The organism is Nocardia sp. NPDC101769 (genome assembly GCF_044766925.1).
GTDB lineage: Bacteria > Actinomycetota > Actinomycetes > Mycobacteriales > Mycobacteriaceae > Nocardia.
Window position 1 is genome coordinate 76,221 of the sequence record NZ_JBIWMX010000021.1, and the last position, 25,634, is coordinate 101,854.

At 70.0% G+C, this 25,634-nt stretch carries 16 protein-coding genes; 14 read left to right on the forward strand and 2 right to left on the reverse strand.

The annotated features are described in order from the left end of the window. The first annotated feature begins 14 nt into the window (after window positions 1-14). From ACIRRA_RS28725 to ACIRRA_RS28750, 6 genes are all read left to right on the forward strand, one after another. On the forward strand, window positions 15-1,196 hold the full coding sequence (locus ACIRRA_RS28725; RefSeq protein ID WP_402774336.1) for an ABC transporter ATP-binding protein: 1,182 nt from the start codon (window positions 15-17) through the stop codon (window positions 1,194-1,196). Continuing rightward, entirely contained in the window at window positions 1,193-1,366 is a 174-nt protein-coding gene (locus ACIRRA_RS28730; RefSeq protein ID WP_402774339.1) for a hypothetical protein, read from the forward strand. The genes ACIRRA_RS28725 and ACIRRA_RS28730 overlap by 4 nt, the downstream gene beginning before the upstream one ends. Then, entirely contained in the window at window positions 1,363-2,256 is an 894-nt protein-coding gene (locus ACIRRA_RS28735) for a 2-aminoethylphosphonate ABC transporter permease subunit (protein ID WP_402774342.1), read from the forward strand. Before ACIRRA_RS28730 ends, ACIRRA_RS28735 begins: the two co-directional genes overlap by 4 nt. A 3-nt stretch (window positions 2,257-2,259) precedes the next feature. After that, on the forward strand, window positions 2,260-3,057 hold the full coding sequence (locus ACIRRA_RS28740; protein ID WP_402774344.1) for an ABC transporter permease subunit: 798 nt from the start codon (window positions 2,260-2,262) through the stop codon (window positions 3,055-3,057). 175 nt (window positions 3,058-3,232) lie between these two features. Next, a complete protein-coding gene (locus ACIRRA_RS28745) occupies window positions 3,233-4,942 on the forward strand; it encodes a hypothetical protein (RefSeq protein ID WP_402774346.1) in 1,710 nt (569 codons plus the stop codon). Between the two features lie 98 nt (window positions 4,943-5,040). Continuing rightward, entirely contained in the window at window positions 5,041-5,676 is a 636-nt protein-coding gene (locus ACIRRA_RS28750; protein WP_402774349.1) for a LysE family translocator, read from the forward strand. A gap of 132 nt (window positions 5,677-5,808) precedes the next feature. Here ACIRRA_RS28750 and ACIRRA_RS28755 read toward each other — a convergent pair whose 3' ends face one another. Continuing rightward, window positions 5,809-6,171 (reverse strand): hypothetical protein, encoded by a 363-nt coding sequence (locus ACIRRA_RS28755; RefSeq protein ID WP_402774352.1) that lies wholly within the window; start codon window positions 6,169-6,171, stop codon window positions 5,809-5,811. A gap of 320 nt (window positions 6,172-6,491) precedes the next feature. Beyond that, window positions 6,492-6,851, reverse strand: a complete 360-nt coding sequence (locus tag ACIRRA_RS28760; RefSeq protein ID WP_402774535.1) for a DUF4254 domain-containing protein — start codon at window positions 6,849-6,851, stop codon at window positions 6,492-6,494. Between the two features lie 262 nt (window positions 6,852-7,113). Between ACIRRA_RS28760 and ACIRRA_RS28765 the strand changes: the two genes are divergently transcribed. The 8 genes from ACIRRA_RS28765 (at window position 7,114) to ACIRRA_RS28800 (ending at window position 25,627) form a co-directional block, all read left to right on the forward strand. Then, the gene (locus ACIRRA_RS28765) at window positions 7,114-7,977 is read left to right on the forward strand and encodes a helix-turn-helix domain-containing protein (protein WP_402774355.1); all 864 of its coding nucleotides are present in this window, start codon (window positions 7,114-7,116) and stop codon (window positions 7,975-7,977) included. Between the two features lie 147 nt (window positions 7,978-8,124). Continuing rightward, window positions 8,125-8,532, forward strand: a complete 408-nt coding sequence (locus ACIRRA_RS28770; protein WP_402774358.1) for an AMP-binding protein — start codon at window positions 8,125-8,127, stop codon at window positions 8,530-8,532. Window positions 8,533-8,572: 40 nt separating this feature from the next. Further along, window positions 8,573-21,862 (forward strand): amino acid adenylation domain-containing protein, encoded by a 13,290-nt coding sequence (locus tag ACIRRA_RS28775; protein WP_402774361.1) that lies wholly within the window; start codon window positions 8,573-8,575, stop codon window positions 21,860-21,862. Window positions 21,863-21,927: 65 nt separating this feature from the next. Beyond that, window positions 21,928-22,968 (forward strand): ATP-binding cassette domain-containing protein, encoded by a 1,041-nt coding sequence (locus ACIRRA_RS28780; RefSeq protein ID WP_402774537.1) that lies wholly within the window; start codon window positions 21,928-21,930, stop codon window positions 22,966-22,968. Then, on the forward strand, window positions 22,965-23,798 hold the full coding sequence (locus tag ACIRRA_RS28785) for an antibiotic transporter (protein ID WP_402774364.1): 834 nt from the start codon (window positions 22,965-22,967) through the stop codon (window positions 23,796-23,798). Before ACIRRA_RS28780 ends, ACIRRA_RS28785 begins: the two co-directional genes overlap by 4 nt. A 1-nt stretch (window position 23,799) precedes the next feature. Beyond that, window positions 23,800-24,621 carry an ABC transporter permease gene (locus tag ACIRRA_RS28790; RefSeq protein ID WP_402774366.1) on the forward strand — a complete coding sequence of 274 codons (822 nt, stop codon included), beginning with the start codon at window positions 23,800-23,802 and terminating at the stop codon, window positions 24,619-24,621. 21 nt (window positions 24,622-24,642) lie between these two features. Then, window positions 24,643-25,206: a peroxynitrite isomerase gene (locus tag ACIRRA_RS28795; RefSeq protein ID WP_402774368.1), complete on the forward strand. Its 564-nt coding sequence runs from the start codon at window positions 24,643-24,645 to the stop codon at window positions 25,204-25,206. A gap of 223 nt (window positions 25,207-25,429) precedes the next feature. Further along, window positions 25,430-25,627, forward strand: a complete 198-nt coding sequence (locus tag ACIRRA_RS28800) for a hypothetical protein (protein WP_402774371.1) — start codon at window positions 25,430-25,432, stop codon at window positions 25,625-25,627. Window positions 25,628-25,634: the final 7 nt, after the last annotated feature.

Consider the following 25,634-nt stretch of genomic DNA (forward strand, 5'->3'; position numbering starts at 1 on the left):
CAGGAGCAGCAACCATGTCCTCCGCGTTGACGACATCCACGGTGGTCACCGACACCACCGCCGAACCGGCCATCGTGTTCGACCGGGTCGGGGTCACCTACGGTCGCGGCCGTAAATCCACTGTCGCACTGGCCGATTTCAACCTGCGGGTGGCCGCGGGGGAAACGGTCGCGCTCCTGGGGCCCAGCGGTTCCGGCAAGTCCACCGCGCTCAAGGCGCTGGCCGGGTTCGTCCGGCCCACCTCGGGCGCGGTGCGGCTGGCCGGCCGCGACGTCACCGACCTCTCCCCCGCCAAGCGCGGCATCGGAGTGGTGGTGCAGTCCTACGCACTGTTCCCGCACATGCGGGTGCACGACAATGTGGCCTTCGGGCTGAAGGCACATCGCGTGCCACGCAACGAGATCGGGGCCCGGGTGACCGAGGCCCTGGACATGGTCGGCATGGGCGCCTACGCCAGGCGGCTGCCACGCGAGCTGTCGGGTGGGCAGCAGCAGCGCGTCGCCATCGCGCGGGCCCTCGCCATCCGACCCCGGGTGCTGCTGCTCGACGAGCCCCTCGCCGCGCTGGACGCCCAGTTGCGCCAGAACATGCTCGGCGAGCTGCAGCAGCTGCGAAAAGCCTTGCCGGACACGGCAATGCTGTACGTGACCCATGACCAGGCCGAGGCGCTGGCGCTCGCCGACCGCATCGCGGTCATGCGGGACGCGCGGCTGGTCGACATCGATACCGCGCACAAACTGTGGCAGCAGCCGGCCACCGAATTCACCGCGTCCTTCCTGGGCGGCGCGAATCTGCTGGCCTGCGCGGTCGAACACGTCTCCGGCACCGCCGCACTGGTGACCGTCGGCGAGCACACGCTGCGCGCCGACGCGCCGCCGCCCGGTGTGGGACGCCCGGACTGGGCCCCGAATGCCGACGCCCAGCTGTGCGTCCGGCCGCACACCGTGCGCATCGTGCCGCTCACCGAACGAGATGCGCTGCGCGCCACCGTGATCACCAGCGTCTGGAAGGGCGCTTCGACCCGGCTGCACCTCGATGTGGCGGGCCTCCCCGCCGAGCTCGCCGCGGATGTCCTGGGCCACACCGAGATCGCGCCCGGCGACCACATCGGCGTGCGCCTCCCCGACCCGGCCGGGGTGCTCATCCCGCCGGGCATCGGCACCGACTCCGCCGCCGACCGCGAGGTCCGCGCATGACCGCGTTCCCGACCCGTCGGGCTACGGGTGAATTCGCCTATGCCGCAGTAACATCGAGCCCGAAGCGCGAGGAAGGGCGGACGGTGTCGCGGCGGCGCGCGATGACCGCCGACGAATGGTCCGAGCCGTTCGCCGGGTCGGCCGCGGCGCGGGACGGAGGGCCGTCGTGACCGCGCTGCTCGAATCTCCCTCCGCGGCAGAGGCTCCCGGGTCACGCGAGCCGGGACGGTCGTGGCGGCCGGTGCTGTGGACACTGCCACCGGTGCTGACGGTGCTGCTGATCGCGGTGTATCCGATCGTGCGGGTGCTGCTGGAGTCGACCAAGACCAAGTCCGGGCGAGGGGTCGGGACCTGGTCGGCGGTGCTGGTCGAGGAGTCGTTCCGGAATGCGCTGACGCGCACCGTGACCATCGCGGTCAGCTCGACCATCGGCTGCCTGCTGCTGGGGACATTCCTGGCGATCGTGCTGGCATTCGTGCCGTTTCCGGGTTCGCAGCTGGTGGGTCGGCTCATCGACTCGGTGCTGACACTGCCGTCTTTCCTTGTGACACTGGCCTTCACGTTCCTGTACGGGACAGCGGGGGCGGTGAACGCGCTCATCGACCAGATCACCGGTGGTACGCGGCCGGTGGTGAATTTCCTCAGCACGCCCTGGGGCGTGATCCTCGCCGAGGTCACCTTCTTCACGCCGTTCGTGGTGCGGCCCCTGCTGGCCGCGTTCGCGCAGCTGCCGCGCGAACAGCTGGATGTGGCCTCCAGCCTCGGCGCCTCGCCGTGGCGGGTGCTGGCGCAGGTGGTGATGCCGGAGGCGTGGCCGGCACTGGCGGCGGGCGGCAGCCTCACGCTGCTGTTGACCCTCAACGAATTCGGCATCGTGCTGTTCACCGGGGCCAAGGGTGTCATCACGCTGCCCGCGCTGATCTACACGCGCGGCATCGTCACCTTCGATCTGCCGGGGGCCGCGGTGCTGGCCTCGGTGCAGGTGCTGCTGTCGCTCGGCCTGTACCTCGGATACCGACTGCTGTTCGCGCGCCTCATCGGTGCGCGGAAGGAGAGCTGAACCATGCTGGTGTGGACCAGGCGCGGACGGGCCGCGGTGCTCGCCGTGTTCGGGGTCGTGGTCGCCGTGGTGTTCGTCGCGCCCATCGCGACCGTGGTGGCGGCGGCACTGGCCGGACGCTGGAACGGGCCGCTGCCCTCGCATCTGGGGTTCGCGAACTTCTCCCGGGCGCTGTCGGGCGAGGAGTCCGCCAGCCTGTCGGTGAGCCTGCAGACCGCGCTACTGGCGGGACTGCTCTCGCTGGCGCTGGGCACCTGGGCGGCGCTGGCGTCGGTGGAGGCGCCCGGGTGGCTGCGGCGGATCACCGACGCGGTGTTCCACGTGCCGGTAGCGGTGCCGTCGGTGGCGATCGGCCTGGGCGTGCTCATCGCCTTCAACGAGCGGCCGCTGCTGCTGGGCGGGACCAAATGGATCGTGATCCTGGCGCATACGGTGCTCGTGCTGGCCTACGCCTTCAGCGGGGTCTCCGCGGCGCTGGACCGGCTCGACCCCGGCTACCGGCAGGCCGCCGAATCGCTCGGCGCCGGACCGGCGCGGGTCCTGTTCGGGATCACGCTGCCGCTGCTGCTGCCCGCGCTCGGCGCGGCGGCGGGGCTGGCCATCGCACTGTCCATGGGTGAGCTGGGGGCGACCATCATGGTCTACCCCGCGACCTGGAAAACCCTGCCGGTGTCCATCTTCGCGGCCACCGACCGCGGCGCGGTCTTCGATGCCGCGGCCAGTACCACGCTGCTGGTGCTGGTCACCCTCCTCGCCCTGGTGATCCTGGGCCGCTTGAAAGGTCGTGCGGCGCTGCGCTGACTGCCGGGTCAGCTTTCGGGTCGACCGCACCACACCGCTGACCGCGAATGAGGGGACGGTCAGCGGTGTCTTGCGTTTATTGCCGGGCGTGGCGGACAGTTGAACCGATAGGCTCGCCGCGTTGTCGGAGTCGTTCGCGTTGTCGGAGTTAACTGCTCGGGCGGGGGTTAGTTCGATGGTGGTTGTCGCAGGGTTGTCCGGTGATTCCTATGACGTGGACGGCGAACCGTTCTATGCCGCGGGCAGCCGGTCGGTGCAGTATCTGTGCCGGGATCCGCGCGGGCAGCAGAGGCTCTACAAGCTGTACCGGACTCCGGTCACCGGTCCCGACGCCATCGAATCGGCTCGGCAGGCCATGCTCTCCGGGCGGCAGACCGTCCTCACCGCCGAGGCCGCGGGCGGATCCACCGGGGACGCCGCCGAGGCGGTGAACTGGCCGATCGACCTGGTGCTGCGCGAGGGGGTGCTGGCCGGGACCGTGCTGCCGTTGATTCCCATGGACTTCCTGCAGCCGGACGGGCGGCCGCGCACGCTCGATCAGCTGTGGGCCGCGCCCGGGCAGGTGGCGTCGTATTTCCGGGCCGGACTGGCGATCCGGCTGAGCGATATCGTGCGACTGCTCGAGGATCGGCAATTCGTGCACGGGGACCTGTCCGCCAAGAACGTGCTGTGGCAGCCGGCCGCGCCGCTGGCGTACCTCATCGACACCGCCGGGTTGACGCCGATCGACGCGGCCTACGACCGGTTCAAGGATCGGTACGACCTGGCGGTGCTGGTGTATCGGACGCTGCTGCCGGATGCCGGGGCGGTGGGGGCGCCCGGTGCGCCGTGGCAGCCGTCCGGGGTGCCCGCCGATCTCGATCCGCGGGTGCGGGCGCTGTTCGACCGGGCCTTCGGCAATGGCGGATTCGGGCGGGACGCCCGGCCCTCCGCGACGGAGTGGAGCGACACGCTGCGTGCGGTGTATCTGACGCCCGACGGCGCGAACTATGTGCCCGAGGCGCTGGCGGTGCTGGATCGGCACGCCGGGCAGCCGGCCAGTGCGCCCGCCACACCGACGGTGGCGTTCGGTTCGCCGGCCACCCCGGGCTCACCGACCGGTTGGTCCACACCGCAGCAGCCGGCGGCGTATCCGACTGCACCGCAGCCCAATTCGGCGAACACGGCGCTCAAGGTGATCCTCGGGGTCCTGCTGGTGGTGCTGGTCATCGCCATCGCGGTGGGCGCGGTGGTGCTCACCCGCAAGGACTCCAACAAGAACTCGGCCTCGGGCACCTCGACGACGACCATCACCACGACCACGACGGCCCCGCCGACCAGCACCACCGCGGGCTTCGACAAGAACACCCTCAACAAGCAGTCCACCGACAAGACCCCGTTCACCGCGGACGCCCTGCTGCCGCAGAGCTTCACCGACAGCAAGGGCGTGGTGTTCACCCGTCACTCCTTCGGCCCCAAGGACTGCGTCTCCAGCAACATGTCGCAGAACGTGAAGACGGCGCTGCAGAACAACAACTGCCAGCAGATGATGACCGGCGTCTACCTCGACGCGTCCGAGAAGATCCTGACCTCCATCGAGGTCTTCGCCTTCCCCTCCAACACCGAGGCCCAAACCCTCTACAACGGCCTCAAGGGCCAGGACCAGATCTGGGACGTCTGGTGCCCCACCCAGGGCGTCGGCTCCAGCGTCTGCCAGGCCAACACCGACACCCTCTTCAAGGCCACCTACTCCAGCTGGGGCAGCCAGGAATACCGCTACCTCTACGAGTCCTACTCCCTCTACATCAACCTCGCAGTCGACTCCTCCCTCGAACCCAACCTGGAGGCCCCCTCCCGCACCATCCTCAACCTGGTAGGCCCCGACAACTACTGGAAAACCCGCTGACCCCAACCCATTTCAATCGATGAGACTCGGCGGATAGATCATCAGCGGGACAACGGTTTTCGGCGCTCACAGCCGTTGCGGGCCGTTACCCTGGGGGGATGGTGCCTTGGTCGCATGTGGTGGCATTCGGGGTGGCGGCGGTGATCCTGATTGTGATTCCGGGGCCCAATGTGATGTTCGCGGTGGGGCGGGCGTTGGTGTTGGGGCGGCGGGCTGCGGTGTTGTCGGTGGTGGGGACGGGGGCCGGGACGGTGGTGTGTTTGGTGGGGGCGGCGGTGGGGTTGGGGGCGTTGCTGATGGCCTGGGCGATGTTGTTTCTGGTGGTGAAAATTGCGGGGGCGGTGTATCTGATCTGGTTGGGGGGCATGGCGATTCGGGGGCGACGGAAGCTCGGGGAGAGCTTGCGGGCGGGAGTGCCGGACGGGGCGGAGCGGCGGGTGGTGTGGCAGGGGTTCGTGGTGGGGGCGACGAATCCGAAGACGGTGGTGTTCTTCGCGGCGGTGCTGCCGCAGTTCGCGGTGCCCGCGAACGGGTGGCTGCCGGTGCAGTTCCTGATATTGGGGGCGATCTTCCCAGTGCTGCAGGTGCTTTCGGATGTGGTGTGGGCGCTCGGTGCGGCGTCGGCGCGTGAGTGGTTCGTGCGCTCACCGCGGCGGCTGGAGGCGGTGGGGGCCACCGGCGGCGCGATGATCATCGGGGTGGGGACGACGGTGGCGTTCTCCGGAAACGGATGAGATCGGCCGCGGCCGAACGGGTTGGCCGTCCACCGACAGCGCCGGGTCCGGACGACAAGAATTGGGCCGGTACCCGTTTGGCGGATACCGGCCCAACCTTCTCCGGGCGAGGGATCAACAAGACCCGAAGTTTCAGAGGCCGGCGGTGGCGGCCAGGAGGGTGCGGGAGTAGGTGGCGTCGGTGGCGTCGATCAGGCCCGCGGCCAGCAGGTAGGCGGCGGCCATGTCGAGGGCGGAGTGCCGCAGGGCGGTCAGGGCCTCGGTGAGCTGGCGGCCCTTGCGTTCGAAGCCGCGCCGGAGTTGGTGGGCGGAGTCGAAATCCCCGAAGCCGGTGAGGGTGTGAGTATCGTGGCTGCGCTCGATTTGCGGGTCCAGTGCGTCCGCGAACCGCAGGAAGTGTGCGGCGCAGGTGCGCGCCGCCCCCACCTCCAGGCGGAACGTGCCGTCCTGGGCCCGCCGGTAGAACTCGGTGGCCGTGCTCTCGCCCGTGTTCATGACGAACTCCCTCCCTCGTATTGTGAAATGCTGTATTACACCCGCACTTTTGTGAATCCGCCGCCATGTGAATGAAACATGGCGTGAATAAATACCGCTCGGATGGTTTTTGAGCGCTCCGCGATTTATCCAGGGCGGGCGTGCCGCGCCAGTCGACCGCGCGGCACGCCGGGCGGGGCGCCCCGTTGCGCCCGCCGTCTCGGGCGGGCGACGTCCTACGGTTCGAGCGAGCTATTGTCCGATAGCACGACTCGGCTGACGTCACCGCTGATGATCAACGATTCGTTAGCAATACCTCAATTGTGTCAATGCATTTGGAATCATTGTTCTGGTAAACGGCGGCGGCCACCGGCCACGTCGATTACGAGATCAGTGTAGCCGTCCACCAGTTCGGCCAGATGGTACCAGTGTTTATGGGTGTTATCACTGGCCGCGCCCTCGTGATCGATCACCTGATTGGCCTTCACCCAGCTCCTGGCCATGCGGTCGACGACCGCGCCCAGGCTCTCGGTGTGCAGCGTGGCGCCGTTGCGGTGTTGCGGCAGTTCCTGTTCCACCCAATCGTTGATATCGTCAACGAGTTCGCTGCGGCGACAATCGATCTCGCTGACCATCATGGGATCCCGTATCTGGCCTCGACGTTCGTGCAGTTCGGCGAGGGCGTGCGCCGACCGTAGCAATACTCGATCTTGAAATCGCCTCCCCTGGAAGGCACAGAGCAATTGCGGAGCGGTCGGCAGGACGCCGGCTATCGACATGGTCATCGAGACTCCCTATACGCACCCGACAGCATCACTAATCGCACCAACATGATTGGTCTCCGGATTCAGCTATACCGGTCATCGGATCGGTTGTTCACGAATAGGCTAGCTGGATCATGCTCTTACAAATGCAAGAACGCAATACTGCGTTCTAGCAAGTGCGACAAGGGAAAGGGTTGTCATGGCAGGCAAGCGCACCGTGCTAACCGTCCGTTTGCGGCGACTCGCCGCGATGCTGCACGAGATGCGCGAGAACGTGCAGCTCAGCAAAGAAGTGGTCAGCGCCAAGACCGGCATCAACGTGACCACCCTCTACCGCATCGAAACCGCTCAGGCCAGACCCCAGCGCCGCACCCTGACGGCCATGCTGGACCTCTACGGCATCGGCGAGCCGCAACGTTCAGATGCCTTGCAGTTGCTGGTGGATGCGCTCCGCCCAGGCATGGCACGGTCTTTCGAGGATGCGGTGTCGGAGGTCTACGGCGCCTACATCAACTTCGAAGCCGAGGCGCTCTCGGCTCGGTTCTTCCAGTCCACCTATATCCCCGGCCTGCTGCAGACCGAGGCGTACGCGAACGCGGTCTACCAGACCACCATGCCCAAGATCTCGGATCAGGTTATCGAGCAACGCATCCGGGCGCGCCAGGAGCGGGCCAAGGTACTCACCAAGGACGATCCGCTGGAGCTGTGGGTGGTGCTGGACGAGGCCGTCATCCGCCGGCTGGTGGGCGGCCCGGAGGTGATGTTCCAGCAGTTCACCCTGCTGCTGGAACACACCGAGAAACGCAATGTGATCCTGCAGATCCTGCCCTTCGACGCCGGCGCGCACCCGGGCATGCTGGGCTCCTTCACGCTGCTGGACTTCCCGGACCCCGCGGACCCGGAGCTGGTCTACGTGGAGGGCATCGCCAGTGACGAGCTCATCGAGGGTCACCCGGAGGTGCGCCGGTACGGCGTCATGTTCGACCAGCTCAGGGCCATGGCGCTGAGCCCGCGCGACTCCATCACCATGATCTGCCAGACCATGGACGACCTGGGAGGCTGATCTTCCGCCCACCCCAGGGTGGGTACACCCGCACCCTCGGAGCGGGTTCCGGTAGCACTGTGGTCGGTATCGGACACGGCGCGCGGCGGCGACAGTTGATACATACCGAACGCCACCGCAAGCGCCCCTCCGAGAGGATGATGTTCGATGTGCAAGCCGGTCGAATCGCCCGCCGCCATCGCGATGACCGCCGCCGACTGCGAACTGAGCCACGCCGAACTGGATCGCTGGAGCAATCGCCTGGCGCGCATGCTGCTGCGGCTCGGAGCCCACCCCGGGGCCCGCATCGCGATTGCGGAGACCCCGCCGCTGGAGGCCGCGGTGTCTCGTCTGGCCATCACCAAGACCGGCGCGATTCCGGTGCCGCTCACCACCGGGACCACGGTGGCCCGTGCCGATTTCGGCATCACCACCAAGGACGGCCGGGAGCTGATCACCGATCCGAGCCGCTGGCTGGTGCTCGACGACCGCTCCACGCTGGTGCAGTACCTCACCGGCTCGGACGCGCCGCTCACCGAGGCGGAACTGCAGCCGGCGCGAGAGGCTGCAGCCTGACCGCACCGAATCGTCATCGCCCGCAGAATGCCTCAGGAGCATGGTTTCCAGCACCCTGTCCGTATCCACCCCTGATTCGTCCGCGGCCTTCGCCCTCTCGGCGGCCCAGCGCGGTATCTGGTTCGCCCAGCAGGTCGCGGGTGACACACCCGTCTCGATCGCCCAGTACGTGGAGCTCACCGGCCCCGTCGACGTGGAGCTGCTCGCCGACGCGGCCCGCCGCGCCGGGCGCGAGTTCGGCACCGGCTACCTGCGCCTGATAGAAATCGACGAGCTACCCCGGCAGCTCGTGGACACCACGCTCGACGACCCGATCGACACCGTCGACCTGAGCGGCGCGCCCGATCCGGAGGCCGCCGCGCGGGCGTGGATGCGCGCCGAGTACACCGCGCCCCTGGACCTGACCCGCGACCGGCTGTGCCTGATCGCCATGCTGCGCCTGGGCCCGGACCGCTGGTACTGGTACTCGCGCTTCCACCACATCCTGATCGACGGCGTCGGCGCGCTCACCATGCTGCAGCGCACCTCCGAGATCTACAACGAGGCCGCCGCCGGGCACGAGATTCCGCCCGGCCGGGCCGAGCCGTTGCAGCGCATCGTGGAAGCCGATGCGGCATACCGGAATTCGGACAAGCTCCAAACCGACCGGGAGTACTGGCGCACGCATCTGGCGGGCCTGCCCGAACCGGCCCAGCTGGGCAGGCGCACCGGCGCGGTCGACGCCCATCCCCGCCTGCTCAGCGGTGCGCTGCCGGAATCCACGGCGGCCCTGCTGGATTCGCTCACCACCGCCCTGTCCACCAGTCCGGCGCCGGTCGTGGTGGCCGCCTTCGCCGCCTATGTCGGCGCCATGACCGGGGCGGGCGAGATCGTGCTGAGCCTGCCGGTGTCCGGCCGCACCACCGCCATCCTGCGCCGCTCCGGCGGCATGGTCGCCAATGTGGTGCCGCTGCGGCTGCGGCCCTCCCCCACCGCCACGGTCGGCGATCTCGTCCGCGCCACCCAGGGTGAGCTCACCGCCGCGCTGCGCCGCCAGCGGTACCGGCAGGAGGACATCATCCGCGACCTCGGCTGGGCCATGGACGAGGTGGCGGGCTTCGGCCCGACGGTCAATCTCATGCTCGCCGACGCCCGGATCCGGCTGGGCGGGTGCACCGGGCAGTTGCACGTGCTGACCTCGGGCCTCATCGACGACCTGTTCGTGAACGTCTATCCGGGCGGCGGCGCGGAACGCACGCACATCGACTTCCAGGCCAATCCGAATCGCTACGACGGGCCCGAACTCGCGGTGCTGCACGCGCGGTTCCTGGAGTTCCTGCACCGCTTCCTGGCCGGGGGCGCCGAACAGCCGCTGGCGGCGGTGACCGCGCTCTCCGACACGGAACGCGCCGAGCTGGCGCCCGCGCAGGGCCGTGGCGGCGCCCGACCGCGCACGCTGCCCGAGATCCTCGCGGCGGGTGCGGGCCGGGCTCCGTCGGCCATCGCCCTGCGGGTGGACGGGACCGCGTTCACCTATCGCGAGCTCACCGAGTACGCCGATCGGCTGGCCCGGGTGCTGATCGCGGCGGGGGCCGGGCCGGAACGAACGGTGGCGATCTCGATCCCGCGTTCCGCGGAGTCGGTGCTGGCCATGTGCGCGGTCGCCCAGACCGGCGCGGCGTTCGTGCCCGTCGACCCCGGCTATCCGATCGACCGCATCGAGCACATGCTCACCGACAGCGGCGTGGTCGCGGGCGTGACGATGACGGGCTCCCGGCCGGCCCTGCCGGATCGGGTCGAGTGGCTGGTGCTGGACGACCCGGCCACCGAGAAGCTCATCGCCGCAAGCGATTCCGGTCCGATCACCGACGCCGACCGGCACGCGCCCCTGCACCTGGACCAGGTCGCCTACCTCATCTACACCTCCGGCTCGACCGGGCTGCCCAAGGGCGTCGCGGTCACCCATCGCGGCCTGACGAATCTGGTCACCGGTTCCGGGGCCGCGTTCGGCGTCGGCTCGGATGCCGTGGTGGCGCATGCGGTCTCGCCGAGTTTCGACATCTCGGTGGAGGAGCTGTTGGTCGCCCTCGCGGTCGGCGCGACGGTGGCCGTGGTGCCGCCGGCCGCCTACGCGGGCGAGGAGCTGGCGCGGGTGCTGCGGCACCTGGAGGTCACCCACCTGAATGTGACGCCGGCGGTGGCGGGTTCACTGGAACCGGAGACGCTGCCGCGGATGCGCACGGTGGTGGTGGGCGGCGACTCCTGCCCGCCCGAGCTGCCGGTCCGCTGGGCCGGGCGGTGCGTCATCAATGGCTACGGCCCGACCGAGGCCACCGTCACCGCGACCCTGTCCGCCCCACTCGCCCCGGGCGATCCCATTACGATCGGCGCGCCCTCGCAGGGCATGGGGGCGATGGTGCTCGATCCGTGGCTGCGTCCGGTGCCGCCGGGGGTGACGGGTGAACTGTATTTGTGCGGGCCGGGCCTGGCGCGCGGCTACCACCAGCGCATCGGCCTGAGCGCCGAGCGTTTCGTGGCCAGCCCGTTCGGCCCGGGCGCGCGCATGTACCGCACCGGCGACCTGGTGCGGTGGCGCCGGCGCGGCGGCCGCTGGGAACTGGAGTACCTGGGCCGCGGCGACACCCAGGTGAAGGTGCGCGGCTTCCGCATCGAACTCGGCGAGGTGGACGCCGCGGTGGCGCGGTATCCGGGGGTCGAGATGGCGGTCACGGTGGGCGCGACCACGCCCGGCGGCGCGACCGCGCTGGTGTCCTACGTGCTGGCGGCCGATTCGGTGGTCGCGCCGGAGGATGTGAAAGCCACGGTGGCCCAGTCGCTTCCGGCGCACATGGTGCCGTCGGTCGTGATGGTGCTGCACTCGCTTCCGCTCACCCCGGCGGGCAAGGTGGATCGCCGCGCGCTGCCCAGACCCGACTTCGGGTCCGGCCCCAGCGCCGGTCGCGCGCCCGCCACCGAGCGGGAACGCGTGCTCGCGGAGGTCTTCGCCGCGGTACTCGGGGTGGAATCGGTTGCGGCGGACGACAATTTCTTCGCCCTCGGCGGCGACAGCATCGTGGCCATCCAGCTGGTGGCGCGCGCCAAGGCGGCCGGACTCGGGCTGCGCGCCCGGGATGTGTTCGAGCACAAGACGGTCGCGGCGCTGGCCGTCGTCGCCACCGAGGTGACCGCCCCGGTGGTCCAGGAGCTGCCCGGCGGCGCGGTCGGGCCGGTACCGCTCACGCCGATCGTGCACGCCATGCTCGAGCAGGGCGAGACCTGGCCCAGATTCGCTCAGGCCGTGCAGATTCCGCTCCCCCGCGCTGAAGACGTTGTCGTCTCCGGCGCTGAAGACACTTTCGCCTCCGGCGCTGAAGACACTTTCGCCTCCGGCGAGGCCGACCGATCCCGGCTCACGGTCGCGGTGCAGGCCCTGCTCGACCGGCACGACCTGTTGCGCAGCACCCTCGTCCACCGGCCCGCGAACTGCGGCAGCCCGTGGGAGTGGCGGGTCGGCGCGCCCGGCACGATCGAGGCCGGAGCCCTCATCGAAACCGTGACCGCCGCACCCGGCAGCGACGGCGAGGACGAACTGCAGCGCGCGGCCGACCTGCTGGATCCCGCCGCCGGGATCGTGGCCCGCTTCGTGCTCATCGACCGCGAGGACGCCCTGCCACTGCTGTGGGTGGTGCTGCACCACCTGGTCACCGACGGCGTATCGTGGCGCATCCTGCTGCCGGACCTGGCCACGGCCTGGGCGGGCGGATCGCTCGCGCCGGTGGGGACCTCGTTCCGGCGCTGGGCGCACGGGCAGGTCGAGCAGACCCCGGCGCGCGCGGCCGAGATCCCACAGTGGCGGCGGATCCTCACCACACCGGACCCGCGGCTGGGCATCCGGGCCCTGGATCCGGAGCTGGACACCGTGGCCACCATGGGGCAGCTGCGGACCGTCATCGACAGCGATACCGCCACGGCCGCACAGGAACTCATTCCGACACGTTTCCACTGCGGACTCGACGACGCCCTGCTCACCGCGCTGGCCCTGGCGGCGAGCCGCTGGCGGCACAGCACCCGGACCCTGCTCACCGTCGAGGGGCACGGGCGCGAGGAATCGGTGCTGCCCGGTGCGGACATCTCGCGCACCATCGGCTGGTTCACCAGCGTGTTCCCGGTGGCGCTCGACCTCGGCGACCTCGACCTCGACGACGCCTTCCGGGGCGGGCCCGCGGCGGGCGCGGCACTGAAGGCGGTGAAGGAGCAGCTGCGGGCGATTCCCGACAAGGGTGTGGGCTTCGGCATGCTGCGCTACCTCGGTACGGGACCTGCCCGACTCGACGATTCGCCCACGCCGCAGATCAGTTTCAACTATCTCGGCCGCACGGGCGCGGGAGTGGAGCATCCGGGCGGCGCAGAAACCCCGTGGGTGCCGGTCAGATTCGCCGCCACCCAGGACGATCGCGCACCGCTGGCGGCGGTCGTCGACATCAATGCCTTCCACACCGCCGCCGGCCTCGAGGTGACGTGGGCCTACGCGTCGCGGCTGCTCACTCCCGGGCAGGTGCGGGAGTTCGCGCGGCTGTGGGGGCGGGCGGTCACCGCACTGGTGACCCATGCCCGGCACGCCGGAGCCGGCGGGCACACACCCTCGGACTTCCCGCTGGTCACGGTGGATCAGGCGCAGATCGACGCCTGGGAGCGGGAGTATCCGGACCTCACCGAGGTCTGGCCGCTGTCGCCGTTGCAGTACGGCCTGCTCTTCCACGCCCGCTACGACTCCGACACCGCCGACGGGTACACCGTCCAGACCCGGCTGTCGCTGGCCGGACGGGTCGACGCCGGGCGGCTGCGCACCGCAGCGGCGGCGCTGACGGCTCGGCACGAGGTGCTGCGGGTGGCCTACGTCGAGACCACCGACGGCCCCCGGCAGCTGGTGCTCGGCGAGGCCGAGATCCCCTGGCAGGAAATCGATCTCACCACCATCGACGAACCCGCCGAACGGCAGCGGGAACTGGCCCGGCTCATCGCCGTGGACGCGGGCACCCGCTTCGACCTCGCCCGGCCGCCGCTGCTGCGCTTCAGCCTCGTGCGCACCGAACCCGAGGCGTACACGCTGCTCATGACCAATCACCATCTGGCCCTGGACGGCTGGTCCACACCGTTGCTGGTGCGCGAGCTGCTGGCCGGGTACCTGGCCGCGGTCACCGGGCACGAGATCGCGCCGGCTCCGGCACACTCGTATCGCGAATTCCTGGCCTGGCTCGATCAGCAGGACGACGCCGCGTCCCTGACGGCCTGGACCGAGGCGCTGGCCGGGGTCGACGCGCCGACCCGCGCGGTGCCCACCCTCGCGGGCATCACCTCGACCGAATCCGGCATGGTCTCGGCCGAATTCACCGCGGCGCGACTGGAACGGCTCACCGACACCGTGCGCACCGCCGGGGCCACGGTCAACACCGCCGTGCAGGCCGCGTGGGCGCTGCTGCTGACCATGCTCACCGGCCGCACCGATGTGGTGTTCGGCGGCACCGTCTCCGGGCGGCCGCCGCAGCTGGCCGGGGTCGAGGAGATGGTGGGGCTGTTCATCAATACCCTGCCGGTGCGGGTGCGGCTGGATCCCGGTGAGCGCGTGGGCGATCTGCTGGCCCGGGTGCAGGCCGAGCAGGCGCGGCTGCTGGACCACCAGCACGTCGGGCTGGCCGCCATCCACCGGACGGTCGGGCTGCCCGAGCTGTTCGACACCCTCACCGTCTTCGAGTCCTATCCCATCGACCGCGAAACCCTCTCGCGTGCACTGGATATCGCGGGCATGCGGATCATCGACGTGTCCGGCACCGACGCCACCCCGTACCCGCTGAACCTCATGGTGATCCCGCAGCGCGCCGCCGACGGCAGCGAAAGCCTCACCATCACCGTCAAATTCATGGCCGACGAACTGCCCGAGGCCGCCGCGCGCCGGCTGCTCGACCGGTTCGTGCTGCTGCTCGACCAGATCGCCGACCATCCCGAACGCCGGACCGCGCAGCTGCAGCACTGCGATCCGATCGAACGCACCCAGCTGCTGCCCGTCCGCGGCGGCGCGCCCACCCCCCTGCGCACCCTGCCCGACATCCTGGCCGCGGGCGCGCGCGCCAACCCGGAGGGCATGGCCGTCAGCTCCGGCGCCCTCAGCATGACCTACCGCGATCTCGACACCTGGTCCAACCGCTTCGCGCGAGTCCTGTTGCGGCGCGGTGTCGGCCGCGAGAGTTTCGTGGTGCTGGCCCTGACCCGATCGGTGGAATCCGTGGTGGCGGTGTGGGCGCTGGCCAAGACCGGGGCGGCGTTCCTGCCGCTGGACCCCAGCTATCCGGTCGAGCGCATCGAGCACATCCTGAGCGACTCCCGCGCGCCCATCGGGGTGACGGTGTGCGCGGTCGGCGACACCCTGCCCAGCACCATCGACTGGCTGCTGCTCGACGACCTCAACACCATCCGCCGGGTCATGACGGTGTCCGACGCGCACATCACCGACGACGAACGCGGCGGGCCCATCAACCTCGCCCAGACCGCCTACCTCATCTACACCTCCGGCTCGACCGGCAAGCCCAAGGCGGTGCTGCTGAGCCATCGCGGCCTCGCCAATCTCGTTGCCTCGCAACAGAGTCTGCTGGATCTGGACGAGACCTCCAGCACCCTGCAGGTGGCCTCGCCGAGCTTCGACGCCTCGGTGCACGAATTGCTCATGGCGCACGGCGCGGGCGGGCGGCTGGTCATCTCGCCGCCGGATGTGTACGGCGGCAGCGCACTCGAGGAACTGCTGCGCACCGAACGGGTGTCACACGCGGTCATCACGCCGTCGGTACTGGCCACCATGAATCCGGCGGGACTCGGCGAACTCGGCTGCCTGTCGGTGGCCGGTGAGGCGGCCGGGCCCGAACTGGTGGCCGCCTGGTCCGCCGGGCGGCGCATGGTGAACCTGTACGGCCCCACCGAATTCAGCGTGTGGGCGACCGGTCCGGGTGAGCTGCTGCCCGGGGAGCCGATCACCATCGGCGCGCCCATTCGCGGCGCGGCCGCCCTGGTGCTCGACGGCTGGCTGCGGCCGGTTCCCATCGGGGTGACCGGGGAGCTGTATCTGGCCGGGCCCGCACTGGCCCGCGGCTACTTCAGCCGATTCGGACTCACCGCAGCCCGTTTCGTCGCCAATCCGTACACCACGCCCGGCGCGCGCATGTACCGCACCGGCGACATGGTGCGCTGGGTGGAGGTCAAGACACCCGACGGCGCACAGCTGGAACTGGAGTACCTGGGCCGCAGCGACTTCCAGGTCAAGATCCGCGGCCTGCGCATCGAACTCGGTGAGATCGACGCGGTGCTGTCCGCCGACGAGCAGGTCGACTACGCCGCCACCCTGGGCTGCCCCGGCCCGGGCGGGCAGACAGTGCTGGTCTCCTACGTGGTCGCCGCGGCCGGGCACACCCTCGACACCGAACTGCTGCGCACCCGCGTCGCCGCCGCGCTGCCGGGCTACATGGTGCCGAGCTACCTGATCGCACTCGACGAAGTCCCGCTGACCCCGGTCGGCAAGCTCGACCGGAATGCGCTGCCCGCACCGGATTTCGCGACCCTCGACCAGCGCTACCTGGCCCCGCGCACCCCCGTCGAAACAGCCGTCGCCCAGGTCTTCGCCGACGTCCTCGACGCCGAGCGCGTCGGCATCGACCGCTCCTTCTTCGACCTCGGCGGCAACTCGCTCACCGCCACCCGCGTGGTGGCCCGGGTGAACGCCGCCCTCGGCGCGACCATCGCCCTGCGCGATCTCTTCGACGCGCCCACCGTCGCGCAATTGTCGTCGCGCATCGTCCCCGGCACCGAGGCCCCCGGACTGCCGGCGCTGGCCCCGCGCATCCGCCCGGACCGAATCCCGTTGTCCCCCGCACAACAACGGATGTGGGTCCTCAACCGCTTGGACCAGGCCTCCGCCGCCTACAACATCACCGCGGCCCTGCGTCTGACCGGCGAACTGGATATGGAGGCCCTGCGCTCGGCGGTCGCCGACGTGGTCGCCCGTCACGAATCGCTGCGCACCATCTACCCGGCCGACGCCGACGGCCCTCGCCAAGTGGTGCTCAGCGCCGAAGCGGCCGCGCCGCAGATCAGCGTCGCGGACACCGACGACGGCCCGGACCTGCGCGCGGCCATCGCCGAAAGCACCGGGGCTGGCTTCGATCTCACCCGCGAAGCCCCGCTGCGGGTCCGCGTGCTCCGGCTGATCGACCCGGCCGGAGCACAGCGCACCGGCGGCACCGCATCCGAGGTGCACGTGGTGGTGCTGGTGGTGCACCACATCAGTGCGGACGGAGCCTCCATGGCACCGCTGGCCACCGACTTGGTGACGGCGTATCTCGCGCGCGGTGGTGCGGAGGCCGAGCGGCCGCCGTTGCGGGTTCAGTACGCCGACTATTCGATCTGGCAGCGGGAACTACTGGGCGACGAGGCGGATCCGGAATCGCGTGCCGCACAGCAGATTCGGTATTGGCAGCAGCGGCTGGCGGCGACGCCCGACGTGCTGGAGCTGCCGACCGATCGGCCGCGACCGGCGGTGCAGAGCCTGCGGAGCACGGACCTGGAGTTCCGGCTCGACGCCGAATTGCACGGTGCGCTCACCGAATTGGCGGCCGCGACCGACACCAGCCTGTTCATGGTGCTGCATGCCGCGCTGGCGGTGCTGCTGTCGCGGCTGTCCGGCACGCCCGACATTCTGATCGGGACCGCCGTGGCCGGGCGCGGCGAGGCGGCCCTCGACGACCTGGTCGGCATGTTCGTCAATACGCTCGCCCTGCGCACACCCGTGGATCCCGCCACGGGGTTCCGGGAGTTCCTGGCACAGGTGCGGGCCACCGATCTGGATGCCTTCGCGCACGCGGAGGTGCCGTTCGAGCGGCTGGTGCAGGTCCTGGACCCGCCGCGGTCAACGGCACAGCATCCGCTGTTCCAGGTGTCGTTGTCGCTGCAGAACTTCCAGCCGCCGACCGTCGAATTCCCCGGGCTGCGGGTGGCGGTCGAGCCCATCGAGCGGAATGCCTCGCAGTTCGATCTGACCTTCGATCTGCGCGCACCGCTACCCGGCACCGAGGCAGCCGGACTCGACGGCACGCTCACCTTCGCCACCGACCTGTTCGACGAGGCCACCGCCGCGCGCCTGGTGACCCGGTGGCAGCGGATCCTCACCGCCGTCACCGCCGACCCCGAGGTCCGGCTGTCGGATATCGACCTGCTCGATGCGGCCGAACGGACCGCGCTGGTGCCGCTGTGCGGCCCTGGGCACGACCGGATCACCACGCTCGCCCAGGTTTTCCGGGCCGCCGCCACCGCCCACCGCATGTGCCCGGCAGTCATCGCCGACGGGCGCGCGGTGTCCTACCGCGAGCTGGACACCGCGTCGCAGCGGCTCGCCATGCAGCTCTCGGCCGCCGGAGCGGGATCGGAAACGATTGTGGCGCTGGCCCTCTCGCGCGGCATCGAACTGATCACCGCGATCTGGGCCTGCGCCAAGGCCGGGGCGGCCTTCCTGCCCATCGACCCGCGTCACCCGCTGGACCGCATCGATCACATGCTGACCGACTCGCGCGCGGTGCTCGGGCTCACCACGAGCGCGCACCGGGCGCTGCTGCCCGACACGATCGGCTGGCTGGTGCTCGACGATCCCGCCGCCTCCAGCGTGCGGATCGCCCCGGGGCAGGGCCGGATTCGCGCCATGACCACGTACCCGGATCAGCCCGCATGGCTCATCTACACCTCCGGGTCCACCGGCACACCCAAGGGCGTCTCCGTCTCGCATCGCGGCATCGCCGACCTGGTGCGGGCCCAGCGGGAACTGCTGGCCCTGGGTGAGCACTGCCGCGTACTCCAGGTCGCCTCACCGAGTTTCGACGCCTCGACCTTCGAGGCGCTGATGGCCTTCGGTTCCGGCGGCACCGCCGTGGTCGCCCCGCCCGATGTCTTCGGCGGCGAGGCGCTGTCGGATCTCATTGCGGCGCAGGGTGTCACGCACCTGGTCATCACGCCCTCGGCGCTGGCGACCCTGGACCCGGAGGCGGTATCCAGCGTGCGGGTGCTGGCCGTGGCGGGCGAGGCCATCGGCCCGGACCTGGTGGCCCGGTGGTCGAGCGGGCGCACGCTGATCAACCTCTACGGGCCCACCGAATTCACCATCTGGGCAACGGCTTCCGAACCCCTCACCGCCGGGCAGCCGGTCACCATCGGCACCCCGATCCGCGGTGCGGGCACCCTCGTCCTCGACGACCGCCTGCGCCCGGTGCCGATGGGCGTGGCCGGGGAGCTGTACCTGGCCGGACCGGCCCTGGCGCGCGGCTATCACGCACGCCCGGGCCTCACCGCGGCCCGCTTCGTCGCCGACCCGTATGGGCGGCCCGGTGAACGGCTCTACCGCACCGGCGATCTGGTGCGCTGGACCGGCTACCTCGACGAACCGCGCCTGGAATACCTGGGCCGCACCGACTTCCAGGTCAAGGTGCGCGGCCAGCGCATCGAACTCGGCGAGATCGATGCCGCGCTGTCCGCCGCCGAGGGCGTCGAATTCGCCGTCACCCTGGGTGTTCCCGGACCCGGCGGCGCCATCGCGCTCGCGGCGTATGTGCTGCCGGCGCCGGGGCGCGAGGTCGACCTGGCCGCCCTGCGCGCCCACGCCGCCGACCGGCTGCCCGGCTATATGGTGCCGACCGCATTCGTGGCGCTCGACGCCATCCCGCTCAATGCGGTCGGCAAGCTCGACCGCAAGGCGCTGCCGGCGCCGGTGTTCGAGGCCGCGACCGAATACCGGGCACCGAGCACCGAGCTGGAAGCCGTGCTCGCCGAGCTCGTCGCCGAACTGCTCGGCCGCGACCGGGTCGGCGTGCACGACTCGTTCTTCGCCCTCGGCGGCGACAGCATTCTCGCCATCCAGCTGGTCTCCCGCGCCCGGCTGCGCGGCATCGAACTCACGCCATTGCAGATCTTCGAGCATCGCACGGTCGCGGCGCTGGCCGCGCTCGCGGCGGCAGCCGGCGAGACCGTTGTCCTCGAGGAGCTGCCCGGCGGCGGAGTCGGCGAGCTGCCGCTCACCGCCATCGTGCACTGGATGCTCGAACGTGGCGGCGACCACCGCAGATTCGCGCAGACCGCGGTGCTGGAACTGCCGCAGGGCATCGGGCGCGACCAGCTCGTCGCCACCGTCACCGCCGTCGTGGACCACCACGACGCACTGCGCGCCCAGCTCGCCTATACGGACGGCGACTGGCGCATGAGCATCCGCGAACCCGGCGCGGTCGATGTCGACACGCTCCTGCATCGCATCGAATTCGACACCGCCGACGCGGTCGACCTGCGTGAATACGCGGTCACCGAACTGGATTCCGCGCTCGGCCGCCTCGACCCGGCCACCGGGACCGTCCTGCAACTGGTGTGGCTGGACCCGGCGCCGGACAGCCCCGCCGACCGCCGCGGTCACCTCATCCTGGTGGCCCACCACCTGGTCATCGACGGTGTTTCCTGGCGCATCCTCATTCCCGACCTGATCGCCGCCTGGGCGCAGATCAGCGCGGACACGCCACCGATCCTGCCGGAGACCGGCACCTCCCTGCGCCGCTGGGCGCACTCGCTCGAAGAAGCCGCGCAAAGCGAAACCCGCACGGCCGAACTGGATTACTGGCGCGAGGTCGCCGCCACCCCCGACCCGCCGATCGGGCCGCGCGCACTCGATCCCGCCGTCGACCGGGTGCCGGCCGTCCGCACCGTCGAGGTCGAGCTCGACCCGGACGTCACCACCGCCCTGCTCACCACCCTGCCCGCGCTGTTCGACGGTACCGTCGAGGACACCCTGCTGGCCGCGCTCACGCTGGCCGTCATGCGCTGGCGCACGGAACCCGGCGCGGCAGTGCTGATCCGGCTCGAAGGGCACGGGCGACAGCAGGAAATCGTTCCGGGAGCCGATCTGTCCCGCACCATCGGCTGGTTCACCACCGTGTACCCGGTGCGACTCGCCCTGTCGGACATCCCGATTCGCGACGCCTTCGCCGGCGGCCCGGCCATGGGCGCGGCCATCCGGGCGGTCAAACACCAGCTGATGTCCGTGCCGGACAAGGGCATCGGCTACGGCATGCTGCGCTACCTCAACCCCGGGACCGCCGCCGACCTGCCCGACCGGGTGCCCGGCCGCATCGGCTTCAACTACCTCGGCCGCTACGCCACCGCCGACATTCCGGCCGGGCTCGAAGATCTCGGCTGGCTGCCCACCGACGAGTTCGGCGACCTGCACGCCACCGAGCACGCCGACGTGCCCGTCACCGCCGAGATCGAGATCAATGCCGTCGTCGTCGGGGACCGCCTGCAGGCCGCCTTCACCTTCCCCGAAACCCTGCTGCCCCGCCACGAGATCACCATGCTGGCCCACCTGTGGACCGACGCGCTCACCGCCGCAGCCTATTTCGCCACCTCACCGGCCGCCGAGCTCGCCGCCGAGGCCGAACGGCAGTATCTGCGCGACCAGCAGGCCGCGGCCGAACTCGCTGCCGGCAAGGCAGATTCGCCGCCGGGCCTCGGCCTGGACGTGGTGCTGCCGATCCGGCCCGGCGGCGACGAACCCGCCCTGTTCTGTATCCATCCGTCCTCCGGCATCGCCTGGACCTACCTCGGCTTCGCCGACACGCTGAACCCCGGCCGTCCCATCTACGGTCTGCAGGCCCCCGACCTGTCCGGCGAACCGCACGCCCGCAGCATCGCCGACTTCGCCGCGCGCTACGTGGCCGAAATCCGCCGACTGCAACCGCGCGGCCCCTATCATCTGCTCGGATGGTCCTTCGGCGGCCTGATCGCGCACGCAATCGCCGCCCAGCTCGAGGCAACCGGAGACGAGGTCGGCACCCTGGCCCTGCTCGACGCGGACAGCACCGATATCGACGGTGACAGTATCGACACGCTCACCGCCGGCTCCTTCGTCGCGACCTTCGGCTCGGTCTTCGGCATCACCGGCATCCCCGCCGACACCAGCGCCGAACAGGCCGCGGCCATGATTCGCGACCACATGGGCGGCGTCAGCCTGGTCGACGCGCAGACCCTGGAACGCATGGCCGCCTCCTACAACGCCTCCGCCGCCACCCGCACCGGCTACCAGCGGCCCGTATTCCACGGCGACGCACTGTATTTCAGCGCCACCGTGCACACCTCCGACATCTTCGGGCCCGCCGGCTGGCGACCCTGGATCACCGGGACCATCAGCAACCACGACATCGACGTCAGCCACGACGAACTCACCGCACCGCACGCGCTCGCGGCCATCGCACGCATTCTCGACGCACACCTGGGAGGGACGCCGTGAACACCGACCGTGCCAAACCCGATACAACAAACGTGGAAACCAAGACGGCCGCACCCCCGAGCAGCGTGCACACCGGCGTCGACGGCGTCGTCGTCGAAGACGTCGAGAAATCCTTCGGCACGGTCCGGGCGCTGCGCGGCATCACCTTCAAGGCCGCGCCCGGCGAGGTACTCGGCATCCTCGGACCCAATGGCGCGGGCAAGACCACCACGGTCAATATCCTGTCCACCCTCATCGCCCCCGACAGCGGGCGCGCGCTGGTCGCCGGGCACGACGTCGTCACCGACGCCGCCGCGGTCCGCCGATCCATCATGCTGACCGGGCAGTTCGCCGCCCTCGACGACGCCCTGTCCGGATACGAGAACCTCGTCATGTTCGGCCGCCTCATGGGCCTGCGCAAGCACGCCGCCCGCGCCCGCGCCGACGAACTCGTCGAGGAATTCGACCTGGTGCAGGCCGCCGGACGCCGCGTCGGCACCTACTCAGGCGGCATGCGGCGGCGCATCGACATCGCGTGCGGACTCGTGGTGCGGCCCGAGGTGGTCTTCCTCGACGAACCGACCACCGGCCTGGATCCGCGCAGCCGCCAGGGCGTCTGGGACCTGGTCGGCGGATTCCGCAAACACGGCATCACCACCCTGCTCACCACGCAGTACCTCGAAGAGGCCGACGCGCTCTGCGACCGCATCATCGTCATCGACCACGGCCTGGTCATCGCCGACGGCACCGCCGACGAACTCAAGGCCCGGACCGGCGGCAGCTACTGCGAGATCGTGCCGCTGCGCATCGAGGAATTGCCCGCCATCGCCCGCGCTCTCGGCGACCTGCTGCCCGCCGCCAATCGCGAAGCGCTGACCGGAGATTCGGACCGGATCGCCATCCCCGCACCGGAAGGCGCCAAGACGCTCGCCGAGGCGCTGCGCCGGCTCGACACGGCCGGAATGGAACTCATCGACATCGCGCTGCGCCGACCCTCGCTCGACGACGTCTTCCTCGAACTCACCGGGCACATCGCCAAATCTGAAGAGGCCGAGGATGATTCGCCGTCGGTCCGGTTCCGCACGACGGACGGGCGCTTCAGCGCCGAGGATCGGACCCGGGCATGACCGCCGTCGAGGCCGCACCCGCCGGGTGGCTCACCAACGTCCGCGCCGCACCCGCCACCCTCGCCCAGTGGTGGGTACTGACGGTGCGGCTCATCGTGCCCTCGGTCAAAACCGGCGAAATCATCACCGCCGTCCTGGCACCCATCACCTTCACCGCCAGCTTCTACATCCCGCTCAACCGCGTGATGTCCTTCGCTGGACTGGGATTCAGCAGCTACGCGCAGTTCATGGCGCCCATCGTCATCCTGCAGGCGTGCGCCTTCACCGCGGTCTCCGCCGCCTTCCGCGCCGCCACCGACGCGGTCTCCGGCCTCGACCGGCGCTTCGACGCCATGCCCATGCACCCGATCGTCCCCGCCGCGGCGCGCATGTCCTCCAATGTGTTCCGGCTGCTCATCGGGCTCGCCTCGGCCGTCGTCAGCACCCACGTGATCGGGTTCCGCTTCGTCGACGGCACCGCGCACACCCTGGGCTTCCTGGCCCTCGGACTGGCCATCGGCATCGCGTTCTGCCTCGGCGCGGACGCCATGGGCACCGCCACACGCAGCCCCGAGGCCACCACCCAGGTGCTGGTACTGCCGCCGCTCATCCTCGGCATGCTCTCCACCGGTCTCGCCCCCGCCCACCAATTCCCGCACTGGGTCCAGTTCTTCGTCCGCAACCAGCCGGTGTCCCAATACGCCGAGGCGCTGCGCGCGCTGGGCGGCGACACCCTCGGCAAGGCCCACCCGGTGACCTGGTCTCTCATGACGCCGCCGCTGCTGTGGCTCGTCGGCACCATCGCGCTGGCCTGCTACTTCATCGCCCGGCAGAACCTGAAGAGGTCCTGATATGGCCACCCTCGACCACCCCGAACTCGCCGACACGATCGTCTTCGGCGAAGGCTCGGCCCCGGCCCTGCTGCGGCACACCTGGATTCAGACCCAGCGACTGCTGCTGCGCTGGGTCCGCGACCCCATCACGCTGCTCGAAACCCTCATCGTGCCGTGCCTGCTGCTGCTCATGCTCGACATCGTGGTGGGCTCACAGATCCAGAAGTTCTCCGGCCACAGCGCTCTGTACGGATCCACCCCCATGGTGACCCTGGTCGGCGCGCTGTCCGGAACCGTGGCCAGCGGCGTCATGCTCGGCCGGGAACGCGAGGCGGGCATCCTGTCCCGCTTCTGGGTGCTGCCGGTGCACCGCGCGTCCGGGCTCGCCGCGCGCATCCTCGCCGAAGGCTGCCGCATCTTCGCCGGAACCGTCGTGATCATCTGCTTCGGCACCGCGCTCGGCTTCCGCTTCCAGCAGGGACCGTTGCAGGCCTTCGCCTTCCTGTGGATCCCGGTGCTGTTCGGGCTGGCCTTCGCCACCATGATCACCGCCATCGCCGTGTTCACCGCCAAGTCCACCCTGGTCGAGGCCGTCGCACTGCTGTCGTCACTGCTCATGTTCTTCAGCACCGGATTCGTGCCACTCATGGCCTACCCCCGGTGGATTCAGCCCGTGGTCCGCGATCAGCCCATGTCGGTCGCCGTCGACACCATGCGCGCGCTGGCCGACGGCGGACCCGTGGCGGGCCCGCTCATGCAGACACTCGCCTGGACCGTCGGCCTGATCGTCGTGTTCGCCATCCCCGCCGCCTACGGCTACCGCCGGGCCAGCCGCCGCTGAGATCAATACCCCTATCCGGGAATGTCGGCGCGCAGGCGTGTGGACCTCGCGCAGCTACGCGCCGGGCCTACTAAGCTGTCCGCCGTGCTCGAACCCGAAACCACCGTCGCGCCACACCCCGATATCGCCCACCTCGCCCCGCTGCTGGGCTCCTGGCGCGGCCGCGGCCGCGGCGAATACCCGACCATCGAGCCGTTCGAGTACCTGGAGGAAGTGCACTTCGGCCACGTCGGCCGCCCCTTCCTCACCTACCGGCAGCGCACCCGCGCCGCCGACGGAAGCCGGCCCATGCACAGCGAGACCGGATACCTGCGGGCGATCGGCCCCGACCGCATCGAGCTCATCCTGGCCCATCCCACCGGCATCACCGAGATCTGCGAGGGCAGCCTGGTGACCGAGGGCGGCGAGCTGCGCCTGGAACTCGAATCCACCTCGATCGGCCTCAGCAGCACCGCGAAATCGGTGACCGCACTGGGTCGCACCATCACCGTCGCGGGCGACACCCTCGAGTACTCGCTGCGCATGGCGGCAGTCGAGCAACCACTGACCCACCACCTCGCGGCGACCATGCACCGGGAAAACTGACAGTGAACTTCGGATTCAAATCCGGCCCGCGAACTGCTGAATCTCCGCCCAACCGGAATGCGGCAGCACAATTGCGGGTTGCCTCGGCATAAGTGACCGATTACCGTTTCTTCCATTGGCAAATAGTCAGCCAACCCTTAATGAGCATCGGATCACCACCGTGTTCGCCGCACAAGGCGAACGTTCGGGTCTCCCAACTCATCCCCAAACAAGGGAGAGGGACATGAAGCGCTCGGCCCTTCTGCTGATCACCACCGCAGGCATGATCCTCGCGGGCGCGGGTGTCACCGAGATCATCGGCGACGCGTCCAGTGACGGACCACCCGTCCAAGCCCTCGCCGACCAACGCTTCGTGACCGACAACGTCGGCACGATCCACCCCGTCGCCTGCTCTCGACTCGACACCTACAGCGAGCGCTGACCCTGCC